Source organism: Streptomyces cucumeris (assembly GCF_024295805.1).
Taxonomy (GTDB): Bacteria; Actinomycetota; Actinomycetes; order Streptomycetales; family Streptomycetaceae; genus Streptomyces; species Streptomyces cucumeris.
In genome coordinates this window covers 393,088-405,656 of sequence record NZ_JANCLX010000002.1, presented here as the reverse complement: position 1 = coordinate 405,656, position 12,569 = coordinate 393,088, and the positions used below count along the sequence as shown (strand labels likewise).

Sequence of the window (12,569 nt, the reverse complement as noted above, 5' to 3'; positions counted from 1 at the left end):
GCCCACACCAAGGCGGATCAGCCCTGGCGAAGGCACCGGACGACGTAGGAGATGTGCTGGACATTCCCGGCCCGCAGCCAGTCCATGACCTGCCCGGTGCCTTTGCTGGACGACAGAGGGCCGTCGGCGCAGTCGCGCAACCAAGTCTCCCCGGCGCTGGCAGACGCTCCCCTGAACTCAGCTAGATCGCGGACCCGGCGCGCCGCCGCCCGGATGCTCGCCGTACGGTCGGGGCCGCCGTTCAACACCTTGCACAGCACGAACCAATCGTCGGTGGTGTAGCGGAGGAGGCCCCACGGCGGGCCTCCACCACCCGGCTCCTGAGCGAGAGCGGTGACGGGCTGCACGCCGTAGTCGCCATACGTGAGCCACGACAGATAGTCACGATCGCTCGTCCGTACCTCGTTCCACATGTGCCAGTCGGTGCGGGGCTCTTCGTGAAGCTCTCCCAGTTCCAGCATGTCGTCTGTGGCCCGGGGGAATCCCCCACCGAGAACGGCAGCCGTGCGCCAGGTCGTCAGGGGGTGCAGGGCGTCCAAGGCTCGCAGCGCCTCCTTGCCCGCGTCGGGGCGGCTGGGTAGGACACTGCCCATGTCGAGCAGCAGGTCGACGGGCACGTCAGATTCGGCCCGGCCCAGGAGTCGGCCAACTGCTTCGGTCGTACGGCCGTCCCACTCCCCCGGCACGGATACACGAATGCCAACCCCGCAGCCATAGCGGTGAGCTGTCCCCAGGGCGGCGGACTGCTGGGCAATGCCGCGCTCGGGCCCGGTCACCGGGCGGAGCAGGCGGGAGAGCCCGGTGCACTCGGACAGGATTTCCGCGTATGCCGGTAGCTGCACCTCCTCGGCGAACGGGGCATCAAGCCAGCCGGGATGGCGGCGGTGTGCCCCTCTGACCTTGTTCAGTTCTTTCCGCCACGAGGCCTTGTTCAGGTCCGCCGAGGGCACGCCCGGGCACGGCGGAAGGTTCCACAGTGGGGCCATCGCGGCCTGTATATCGGGCCGGACATGTTCGTAGGCCATCCGGGCGTGCTGCCGGACGAGTAGGACGGGAACATAGAGCGGTTCGGCCATCGCGGCTCCCCCTCGGCACTGCCCGCGCGCTTTCCCTCCCTGTCAGGGTCGACGGACGGCGAAGCGCCGGAAAGAGAGCCCTTTCGGTCCAGATGGCTGAATCAGGCAAGCACCTGGTACCGCTGTGACGCAGGATGTACTGTTTGTGATGCTCGGTGGCCGGTCACTTCACGTGAACGGCGCACGTGGGGGACTGAGTGTTGTTCAGCCAAGTGCGTGTGATCCGCCCGCCGTGCGCCGGAGCAGTCCGCCGGGTCGTTGGTGCCCCGGCCACTCATGATTGGCGCGAGCTTGAACCACCGCCTATTAGGCCTGACGGTGCGCAACTTCCGCACCCTGACCGACACGAAACTGCCGCTCGGGCCCTTGACCGTCATGGTCGGCCCCAACGCGGCAGGCAAGTCGAACGTCTTGCACGCGTTGGAGTTTCTGGGCGAGGTGTCCCGCAAGGGGATCGAGTCGGCCGTGGAGGAACGGGGTGGATTCGACGTCCTAGCCTTCCGTGGCAGCCCGAAGCCGGTGTCGCGCTTCACCGTCGGGGTCGAGGGCATCTGGTCCGACTTCGCGTCGGAGGAAGCGCCGGACCGCTACGAGTTGAGCGTCTCCCAGCGGCGGCTTCCCGAGCCACACCACCGTGAGCACGTGCTCTCCCGACAGGAACGGCTGGTCCAGCACCCGACCACGCACGCAGAGACGTCGGTTGAGCTGACGAGCACTACCGTTGTCGTCAATAGTCCGTCGGAGACCGGCCGCCCTAGGACCCGGGCCAGCATCGAAAGAATCGGGTCCGTCCTTCACCAGGGCCATACTCTGGCTTTGCCGGACAGCAGTCCGTCCGCCCAGGCCATTGGTGAGGTGCGACGCCACCTCTCTGAGATCCGAGTGTTCGACCCTGACGTGCGAGCCGCCAGGCAGCCCTCGGCGATCAGTGAATCGGAACCGCGCCTGAAAGGTGACGCCTCCAACCTGGCGGACTTTCTGCTGAGTCTTCGGTCGCACGGTGATGCCTGGGAGCTCCTCTTGGAGGATGTCCGGACCGTGGTTCCGCAGATCCGTAATATCCACGTACCACTCCTCGCGGGCTCCAGCCGTGCCGAAGTGGAACTGGAAGAAGAGTGCCTGCGCGGGCGCACTCGACTCTCGGACGCGTCTTGGGGAACGGTCCGCGTCCTGTGCATGCTCGCGATTATTCATGACCCGAATCCTCCGCTTCTGACGTGCATTGAGGAGATCGACCATGGCCTCCATCCACACGTACTGAGCCTTTTGGCGGTCAGGCTCCGCCAGGCCAGTAGCCTCGGTCAGTTCCTTGTCACCACTCATTCACCCGTTCTCATCAACGAGCTAGAGCCCGAGGAATTCGTCGTGTGCGAACGGCTCCCGAGCGGCGCCTCCCGCATCCCAGCTCGGCGCCCCGAGGAGATTCAGCGGGTCATCGAGAAGTCCGAGTACGAACCGATGGGCGATCTCTGGTACTCAGGCGCTCTTGGGGGTGGACTGTGAGCGCGAAGCCTTCTCGCGGCCGTCAGCGCTCAGTCGTCGTAGTGGCTGGCGAGGGTGACTACGATCGCAGGGTGCTTCAGCACCTGGTTCCCGCCTTACACCCGGGAAAGTGCCCCGACGTGATAGCCATGAAGAAGCCTATCCGTCTGGCCCGCGCCCAGGCCAAGCTCTCCCCTCGTCTCCAGCAGATCAAAAATTTCGCTGAGGGCCATGCCGACAAAGCGAAACTGGTCGGCATCGTCATACATGCGGATCTTGATGCCGTCGCGGACGACAACTACGACAAGGTCCGCAGACGCATCGCTGAGGAGATGCGGGCCACGTTCAAGGAGTACCCCTCAGCCCTGGCGCTGGCCGCTTATGAGATCGAAGCCTGGCTGATGCTCTTTCCAGAGGCGTTCCCGAAAGTCAAGCCCGGCTGGCGGCTGCGCGAGGCAGACTGTCGCCGTGACCTCGCCAAACTCGAGAAGACCAAAGAGCACCTCGAGAAATACCTCGGGAAGCCTCCGTACAGCGAGTCACACGCTCCCGCCATCATGGAGGCCGCGGTCAAGGGTGGTCACGTCATCGCGCGTCCAACCGGCAACAATAGGTCGTACCGTGACTTTGCGGATGAGATATCCGGGTGGAAGAAGAGCAAGTAGCAGGTCAGGGAGGATCCACCGGCAACAGGGACTGTCGGTGGCCCCCTATACGGTGATAGGGATCATCAGGGCACCGGCATCGCAAGGGGGACCGTCGTGAAGCCCACCATGGCCGCCGCGCAGCTGCGCGGCAGTCTGACGCAGTACCTCACGACGACGTACGCCCTCGCCGACGAGGACACCCGAGGTGCCCTCGAGCGCTTCCTCGGGCACCCCGAGACCGGGATCTTCCGGGGGCCGTATCTGCGGATCAGGACGCCGTTCCACCTCGCCGAAGACGGCTGGCAGCGGGACGTGGAGGGAGCGACCGGGTTCCCGGGGTTCGTGCCGTGGCGGCACCAGGCGAAGGCGTGGGCCCGGCTGTCCACGCTGCGCGGGCCCGCGCAGCCGGCTCTGGTGACGACCGGTACCGGCTCCGGCAAGACCGAGTCGTTCCTCGTCCCCGTACTGGACCACTGCCGACGGCGGAAGGCCGAGGGGCGCGGCGGGGTCAAGGCGGTTCTGCTGTATCCGATGAACGCGCTCGCCACCGACCAGGCGGGGCGCATCGGGGACTACCTGGCGCGGCCGGAGCTGGCCCAGGTCACCGCGGGCCTCTACATCGGCGACCGGCCCGACACGGACTTCCGGCGGGTGATGACGCGCCGGGAAGAAATGCGGGTGTCCCCGCCCGACGTGCTGATCACCAACTACAAGATGCTGGATCTGCTGCTCCAGCGCGGGGAGGACCGGAGCCTGTGGGAAGGCGCCGACCTCACCTATGTCGTGCTGGACGAGTTCCACACGTACGACGGGGCGCAGGGCACCGACGTCGCGATGCTGTTGCGCCGGCTCGCTGCCGCCACCGGCGCGTCCCGGCCCGGCAGGCCGCTGGGGTCGATCTGCCCGGTGGCGACCTCGGCCACGCTCGGTGAGGGGGCGGCGGACAACGGAGCCGGGGGCGTCCTCGACGTGGCGGCGCGGGTGTTCGGGATGCCGTTCCCGGCGGAGGCGGTCATCGGCGAGGAACGGATGACCGCCGATGAGTTCACCGGGTCCGTGGACTACGAGCTGGACGAGCCACCCTCCCCGCAGGAGGTGGTGGCGGTGTCCGGCGGGCCGGACGTGGAGGCCCGCCCCGACCTGCTGGACCTGGACGCTCTCGCCACGAGGCTGCTGGGCCGCTCCGGGCTGGACGCCTTCCGTATCGGGCGGCTGCTGAAGCGGCACGACTTCACGCACGGCGTGCTCTCGCTGCTGAGCGGGGAGCCGCTGGACGAGTGGGCGCTGCGGGATCGGCTGGCCCGGTTCGGCTACTCCTGGGGCCGTACCGCGCGGGAGAATCCGCGGCTGGTGCTCCAGGCGCTGGGCCGGTTCGTGGCACTGCTGTCGGCTGCTCGCGACCCGGAGTCCGATGAGCGCAGGCCCCGGCCGCTGCTGCACATCGAGGCGCATCTATGGGTGCGGCCCGTGACGCGGGTCCTGCGCGGGGTGGGACGCACCCCTGAGTTCCGCTGGTACGAGGACGACCGGACCGCCACCCGGCGGGCCGCGCTGAGCGCCGCGCCCCCCGGCGACGAGGATCCGGACGCCTCGTCCGGGGGCTGGCCGTCGTCCTCGGCGAGCAGCCCGCAGCCGCTGCCCGGTGCCGACACGGCGCCGCGCCCGGCCCAGGTGCACCTGCCCGCCGTGTACTGCCGCAGCTGCGGTCGCTCCGGGTGGGCGGCGCTGTCCCCCGAGGCCGACCCCCAGCAGCTGGTGACGGCACAGGACCGTATCTGGCGAGCCGCGGTGGGGCGGGACAGGCGGCGCATCCGCTACTTCATCTCCGCCACCCACGGCGAGCGGCAGCGGGCGCTCGACGCGCTGACCGGGGCGCGGCCCACGGGCGGCAAGGGGGACCCGCTGTCGGTCGTGGTGCTGGACGGCGGCCAGGGCACCTACCGGCTGCCCACCGCCGGAGACGACGGCGAGCTCGTCGACGCCTGGTTCGCACGGGCCCTGCTCGACAAGAAGACCGCCGACCGCGCGGCGAAAGACGACCGCTGCCCGGCCTGCCACACCGACAACAGCATCCGCTTTCTCGGCACGGCCCAGGCGGCCCTGGCCTCGGCAGCCGTGACCCAGCTGTTCACCGGCGGCGACATCGCGCTCGTACCGGAAGAGCGCAAGACGCTGCTGTTCAACGACTCCACACAGGATGCGGCGCATCGCGCGGGGTACGTTGCCAACGCCTCGTACAAATTCTCGCTGCGTTCGCTCCTCGCCCACAACCTCGACGACTCGGGAGCGCCGACCGCGCTGAACGAGCTGATCGGCCACGTCCTGGACTCGGTGGACGACCCGGACGCCCTGGCGGCCGTGGTGCCCCCCGACCTCCACGACGAGGCGGGCGTCGACCGGCTGCTGTCCGGCCGCGGCACCGGCGACGCCCGGACCTGGAAGCTGATCGGGGAACGGCTGGCGTTCACGACCGTGATGGAGTTCGGGCTGCGCAGCCGCATGGGGCGCACCCTGGAGCTGACCCGTACCGCGGCGGCCGAGGTCGTCGTGGCAGAGCCCGACCGCATCACGGACCTCGCCCGTGACCTGCATCTGGCCCTGCCCGGCCAGCTACTGACGGGAGGGGGCCTGCCCACCCCCGAGCGGTATCTGGCGTATGTGCGGGGGCTGCTCGAGCGACTGCGGATGCGCGGCGCGGTACGACACCGCTGGCTGGACGATTGGATCAAGGAAGGTGGCAGCAACCGCTACCTCATCTGGGGGCTCAGGCCTCCCGGCATGCCGGCCTTCCCCGAGGGGGTGGCCCCGCCCCGCTTCCTGCTGGACGGGCAGAAGGACCGGTCCGAATTCGATGCGGTCACGGGACGTCTGGGTTGGTACCAGGACTGGACGCGCAGGTGCCTGACGCTGGACGCCACCGGGGCCGTGGAGTATCTGCGCAGGCTGCTGCCCGCCCTCGCCGAGGAAGGTGTCTTGGCGGTGCGGACCGCCCGGGATCGGCAGACCCGGGTCTACGGGCTTCAGCCGGGGCACATCAACGTGCGACTGCTCGGCGACGCGGTCGTCAACAAGGCTTTCGTCAGCTGCGAGGACTGCGGCTGGCAGCAGGTCGTAGCGCCCGAGCGGCGCACGCGCTGGTACGGGCATCCCTGCCCCAGGTACCGCTGCGGGGGGCGGCTGACCGCGCCACAGCCAGGCATGCCCCGCAACGGAGCGGGGCTCCCCCACCTCGGCGGCGCCGTGCAGGAACGTGACTACACCGCCGACTACTACCGCCGCCTCTATCTGACAGGCGGCACGTTCCGTGTCGTCACCGCCGAGCACACGGGCATGCTCAGCCGCCCGGAGCGGGAGCGGGTCGAGCGCACCTTCAAGGCGGGAACGCACTACACCGACCCCAATGTGCTGTCGTGCACGCCGACACTGGAACTCGGCATCGACATCGGCGATCTGTCGGCCGTACTGCTCGGCTCCCTGCCTGCCGGGCCGGCCAACTACGTACAGCGCGCCGGGCGGGCCGGACGTCACACGGGCAACGCGCTGGTGGTCGCCTTCGGCGGACGCAAGGCGCGCGACCTGTATTACCTGGACGAACCGAAGGAGATGATCGCCGGGACCATCGTGCCTCCTGGCTGCTACCTGTCCGCGGTGGAGATCCTGCGCCGCCAGTACACGGCCCGGCTGCTGGACCTCGCGGCCCGTGGCGACCTGAGGACCTCCGACGGCGAGGTACTGGCGCCGCTCCCCCGGCTGTCGTCGGCCCTGTTCGGGGCGAGCGGATGGTGCCAGGATCTGGCCGATGCCGCGCAGACCCGTGGCACCGAGTTCGTCGAGGAGTTCCTGGCCCTGTTCCCCGACGGCAGCGGCGGCCGAGAGCCCGACGGCGCGGGCGTCTCGGCGTACGCGGCCGAGGAGCTGAGGGCGTATGCGACCAGCGGCATCGTCCGCGCCCTCCAGGAGGCCGAGGAGGACTGGACGGGGCGGCGGGAGGAGCTGCGACGCAGGATCGCCGCGATCGACGAGGCCGCCGGGCAGCTGGCCCGGTCGGACGAGACGCAGAACCACGAGCGGCGCGAGTTGCTGGCCGAGCGGCGAGGTGCCGGGGACCTGCTGCGGGAGCTGAGCCAGTCGAGCGCCCACGCCACCCTGGTGGAGCTCGGTCTGCTGCCCAACTACAGCCTGACCGACACCACCACTCAGCTGGAAGCGACGCTGTACTGGTCCGAGAATCCGAGCGAGGAGGACGGCGAGCAGGAGGCAGGCGCCGAGGAGGGACCGGTCCGCAAGATCTATCGCAGCGAGACGCGGGACTACGAGCGGTCCCGCAAACTGGCGCTCACCGAGCTGGCCCCCGGTAACTACTTCTACGTCAACGGCTACCGTCACGCCGTACGCGCCCTCGACATCGGCAGCCCCGACCGCAGAGCCTGGTCCGTCTGGCGGCTCTGCCCCGCCTGCGGATTCGTGCGCACTGAGGACGCCGAACACGACACGGCCCCATGCCCGCGCTGCGGCGGGCGGGAGATCGCCGACGCGGGCTGCGTGCAGTACGTACTGCAACCGAAGCGGGTGTTCTCCCGCGACAAGCGGGACGACGCCCGGGTGCGCGACGACCGCGATGAACGGGACCGCAAGCACTACGCGGTCCTCACCACCGTCGACATCGATCCTGACCGGCTCGCTCCTGGTTCCTGGCGGCACGACACCGCGGTCTTCGGAGTGGACTTCACCCGCCATGCGAAGATCCGGACGCTCAATCTGGGGCTGGACCGTGAGGACGGCAGCAGCACGGTGCCTCTGGCGGGACGGGACGTGCGGATCAACCCGTTCTTCGTCTGCACCAGTTGCGGCGGGGCGACAGCCGACGGGCGCCCCGTGGTGGACGTGGAGCAGCACGCGCTGACCGAGTCGGGAGCGGCGAGCACCCCGGCCGCGAGGCACCATCTGCTGTGGTGCCCGCGTCGCCGCAGCAGGGGGTCCACGACCAGTGCGGACGGGCAAGGCAGGGGGCAGGACGTGCCACTGCTGCTCGCGCACGAGCTGACCACGGAGGCGGTGCGCATCCTGCTGCCCGCGTCGATGGCCCGGGTCAAGGAGCGACTCGCCTCGTTCACCGCCGCACTGTTCGCGGGCATAGCCGCACGCTACGGCGGCGACCCCGACCACATCGACATCGCCGAGGCGACCATGCCCGACCACGCGGGCGGCATGGGCGCGGACTGGCCGAGACGCTTCCTCGTCGTCTACGACCGGTTGCCCGGCGGCACCGGATACCTGCACCGGCTGGCGTCCGCCGACGGCTTCCGGGAGGTGCTCCTTGAGGCGCGCGAGGTCATCGAGCGGTGCGCGTGCCGCGAGAAGGGGCTCGACGGCTGCCACCAGTGCCTGCTGCGGCGGGTCCCGGCCACCGACTACGACAAGGTGAGCCGCAACGAGGTCCGGCAGATGCTGGACGAACTACTCGGCACGGACGGCGAGCGCTGGCAGACCTCGCCGGTCGCGACGACACGGCACATCCCGTTGCAGCGGCAGGCCGAGAGCGACCTCGAGGTCCTGTTCATCGACACGCTCCAGGACTGGGCCAAGCTTGCCGAGTCCAAGGCCGCAGCGGACACGTACACCACATCGGCGGGCACGTACGCGCTCGATCTGCGGCTGACAGCGGCGGACGGCACGACGGTGAGCTGGCGCGTCTCCCAGCAGCGCGCGCTGGACGGCACCCGGCCCGATTTACTCCTCGAACGGCTCGACGCCCCCGGCCCGCGCGTGGCCCTGTATCTCGACGGCTACGCCTACCACGCCACCCACGAGCACAACCGGCTCGCCGACGACGCCATGAAACGGACGCGGCTCAGGGCCGAGGGTCTGCGGGTGTTCCAGCTGACCTTCCATGACGTCAAGGAGTGGCAGCAGCGGGTCAAGGACACCGGGTACGCGGCAGCCGGGCCGAGCGACCCGGTGTGGGAGCCGTACGGCACGAACAGCCGGAAGCGCGCCCGTGACTACTACGAGCGGGTGGGCCGGGGTCTGCCCGGCGAGCTGGCAGAAACGATGTGGGTCAATCCGGCCCAGCTGCTCCTGGCCTATCTGCGTGCCCCGGAACCCGGGCGCTGGCAGCGGCGGGCGGAGGCGGTGGCCGCGGGCCTGAGCGGTGCCGACGGCATCCGTGCCGCTGCCCTCGTGGGTGAAGGCGTCGGCGAGGGCATCCGAGAAGCGCTGCGCGGCGGCGCTCCGTCCGGCGCCGCCGGGCGGGTGCGGCTCATGTCCGGCCCGGACGAGTCGAACTGTCACCTCGTGCTGGCCGCGGACGGCAGGCGTACACCTCCGGTGTGGACCGGGCTCACCGTCCTGGACGACGGCGACGCGGCCCTGGCCGACGAGCGGGCGCACAAGCGGCGCTGGCGGGCCTGGCTGTACTGGAGCAACGTACTGCAGTTCCTGGAGCACGGCGGCGGGGACAGCGCCCAGCTCACGACCAGCATGCTCGACGGTTTCACCGCCGAAGCGCTCACCGTGACAGGCGGAGTGGGCTGGCTGACGTCGGCACGGATCCCGGTAACGGCACACGCGGCAGAGCCCGCCGCCCCCCTCGTCGCCACACCGGCCGTGCCCGCTCCCGCCCGTGGTGAGGAAGTCCCGCCCCGGTCCGATGCGGGCGAAGCGACCACGGCTACCGGTCCGAAGCGGGACCCCGGCTGGGACCGGGTCATCGAATACCTCGATCCGGAGGAGCCGGGGCTCGTCGGCCTCGCGCACGCGCTGGCGGGCGCGGGTGTGCCCGCGCCTCGGGACGGCTACGAATTGGACGGGCATGGGTGGCAGGCCGAACTGGCCTGGCCCGACGCACGTATCGGAGTGGTTCTGGCACCCCGCGTGGACCGCGACGAGCCAGATCACGAGGCAGCGGACCGGGACAAGGCGTTCGCGGCCGCGGGCTGGGAGGTCCGCACCGCGACGGCATGGGACGGAGCGCGGCTGATCGGCCGCCTCACCGGTCAGGAGCAGAACAACACGGTCACCAGCGACGGGGAGTCGAAGCGATGAACACCTCGGGCGTCACTCTGCGTCTGCTCGACAAGGCCGACAAGGAGATCCTCAAGCTCCCACGTACGGTCAAGGGCGCGTTCTTCGACTTCCAGCACAAGTTCAAGACCAACCCGCACACCGCCGGGCTCAAACTCCAGCAGCTCAAGGGCGACAACAGGCTGTGGTCGGCACGGGTCAACGACGAGTACCGCGCACTGCTGCTGCGGCTCGCCGAGGACGACTGGCTGATCGTCTCCGTCAAGCACCGCAAGGACGTCTACGACCGGCTGTCGTACGGCGTCAACCAGGTCACCGGCGGTATCGAGTACGTGGATCTGGAGGTGGTGGAGGACAGCGTTCTGCGCCGTCTGCCGACTCCGCCCTCCTCCAAACCCGCACCCGATGCGGCCGAGGCGCCCGCCCGACCCGATGCGGCACGGCCACTGTTCGCCGACTGGACCGACGACCAACTGCTCGGCCTGGGCGTCGCCGAACCTCTGCTTCCGGTGATCCGCACGCTCACCACCGAGGACCAGTTGCTCGGTCTGGTCGAGTACGCGCCGCAGCTCACCGGCGAAGTACTGCTGTCACTGTTCGACGGGGCGTCTTACGACGATGTCCTCGATCAGGTGACGAAGCCCGTGGCCACCGCCGACCCGGTTGACCCGGAGGACTTCGAGGCAGCCGCACAGCGTCCGGCAACGGTCGTCACCACAACGGACGAAGCTCTCCGGGAGGCCCTGGAAAGCGGCGACTTCGGCCGCTGGAAGGTATTCCTGCATCCCACTCAGGCCAAGCTGGTCGAACGACGCTACAACGGCCCTGCCCGGGTGGGCGGCGGCCCCGGTACCGGCAAGACCATCGTGGCCCTGCACCGGGTACGGCATCTCGTGCGGGAGCTGTCCCCCGGCCGCGACAAACCTGTCCTGCTGACGACCTACAACAAGAACCTCGCCGCCGATCTGCGCTCCAGGCTGCTGGAACTGGGGGGCGAGGAATTGCTGGCCCGGGTCGAGGTGAGCCACGTCGACCAGCTGGCGCTACGGATCGTCCGGGAAGCCGAACCCGGCAACGGCAAGCAGACCATCGACGACAGCCAGGCGGTACGGGAATGGCGCGCGCTGCTCGATGAGCTCGGGGAGAACACCTGGGAGCCGGAGTTCCTGCACGAAGAGTGGACGCAGGTCATTCTGGGACAGGCCGTCGGCACCCGCACCGACTACTTCCGTGCCCGGCGTGCCGGTCGCGGCAGGAACATCGGCCGCGCCGAGCGCGCCGAGATCTGGCAGCTCGCTGAACGCTTCACCCAGCGGCTCGACCGTCTCGGACGGCAGTCCTGGGACCAGGTGGCCGAGCGTGCCGCTCGCCTGGAGATGGGCCGTGAGCAGCGCATCCTCGGCATCGCCCGGCAGCGGGAGGAGGCGGGCGGCCTCGACAACGTCCACGTGGCGGACGGCTCGGGAGGTTGGCTGCGCTACCGGTACCGGCACATCGTCGTGGACGAAGCCCAGGACCTGCGGCCCGCCCACTGGAAGATGCTGCGCGCGATGACTCCTCGTGCGGCGGACGACCTGTTCCTGGTCGGCGACACCCACCAGCGCATCTACAAGAACCAGGTGACGCTTGGCAGTCTGGGCATCCATATCCGCGGCCGGTCCTCGAAGCTGAGCCTCAGCTACCGCACGACCCGACAGATCCTGCGCTCAGCGTTGGGCGTGCTGGGAGAAGCCCAGTACGACGACCTCGACGGCAGCCAAGAGACCCTGGCCGGCTACCGGTCGGTGCTCAGCGGCAGCCGACCGTCCGGGCACCCGTTCCATGACTGGGCCTCAGAGCGGGAAGGCATCGCTGCGCTCATCAAGGAGTGGGACACGGTTGCCGAGCCACGTACCCCGCACGAGCAGATCGCGATCTGCGTGCCGACCAACCAGATGGCGGCCGAGGTGGGGTACACACTCAAGTTGCATGACATCCGCTCGGTCGAGATCCGCTCCGACGGCCCGCACGGCACCGGCGGCGTCCATATCGGCACCATGTTCCGGTTCAAGGGACTGGAATACCAGCGAATGATCATCGCAGGTGTGACGGATGGTCTCGTGCCCAGGGAAGCCGTCAACGCGTTGCGGGATACGGACCCTCTGCGATACCGACACGAGATCCAGCGAGCCCGTTCCCTGCTGTTCGTGGCGGCCACCCGGGCACGCGATACGGTGGATCTTTTCTGGCACGGCAGCCCCAGCCCATTTCTGACCGCTTCGCTGACAAACGCACAGGAGAGAATCGGCCGATAGCTATCGACGAGGCCAGGCCCAGGTGGCCGGGACGGCGCCGACCTCGC

The 12,569-nt window shown here is 69.3% G+C and carries 5 protein-coding genes; 4 read left to right on the top strand and 1 reads right to left on the bottom strand.

Annotation, left to right across the window (positions count from 1 at the left end; genetic code table 11):
• Positions 1-17 precede the first annotated feature (17 nt).
• The gene (locus NMK44_RS04780; RefSeq protein WP_254738501.1) at positions 18-1,076 is read right to left on the bottom strand and encodes a beta family protein; all 1,059 of its coding nucleotides are present in this window, start codon (positions 1,074-1,076) and stop codon (positions 18-20) included.
• Between the two features lie 318 nt (positions 1,077-1,394).
• Here NMK44_RS04780 and NMK44_RS04775 point away from each other — a divergent pair, with 318 nt between their 5' ends.
• From NMK44_RS04775 to NMK44_RS04760, 4 genes are all read left to right on the top strand, one after another.
• Positions 1,395-2,579: an AAA family ATPase gene (locus NMK44_RS04775; protein WP_254738499.1), complete on the top strand. Its 1,185-nt coding sequence runs from the start codon at positions 1,395-1,397 to the stop codon at positions 2,577-2,579.
• A 71-nt stretch (positions 2,580-2,650) separates the two neighbouring features.
• Positions 2,651-3,223, top strand: a complete 573-nt coding sequence (locus tag NMK44_RS04770) for a hypothetical protein (RefSeq protein ID WP_254738497.1) — start codon at positions 2,651-2,653, stop codon at positions 3,221-3,223.
• Between the two features lie 96 nt (positions 3,224-3,319).
• Positions 3,320-10,249, top strand: coding sequence for a DEAD/DEAH box helicase (locus NMK44_RS04765; protein ID WP_254738495.1), 6,930 nt, complete (start codon positions 3,320-3,322; stop codon positions 10,247-10,249).
• Positions 10,246-12,522 (top strand): UvrD-helicase domain-containing protein, encoded by a 2,277-nt coding sequence (locus NMK44_RS04760; protein WP_254738493.1) that lies wholly within the window; start codon positions 10,246-10,248, stop codon positions 12,520-12,522. Before NMK44_RS04765 ends, NMK44_RS04760 begins: the two co-directional genes overlap by 4 nt.
• Positions 12,523-12,569: the final 47 nt, after the last annotated feature.

Excerpts from the sequence above, each read along its gene's own strand:
- NMK44_RS04760 (WP_254738493.1), top strand. The coding sequence starts at position 10,246 with ATGAACACCTCGGGCGTCACTCTGCGTCTGCTCGACAAGGCCGACAAG.
- NMK44_RS04780 (WP_254738501.1), bottom strand. The coding sequence starts at position 1,076 with ATGGCCGAACCGCTCTATGTTCCCGTCCTACTCGTCCGGCAGCACGCC.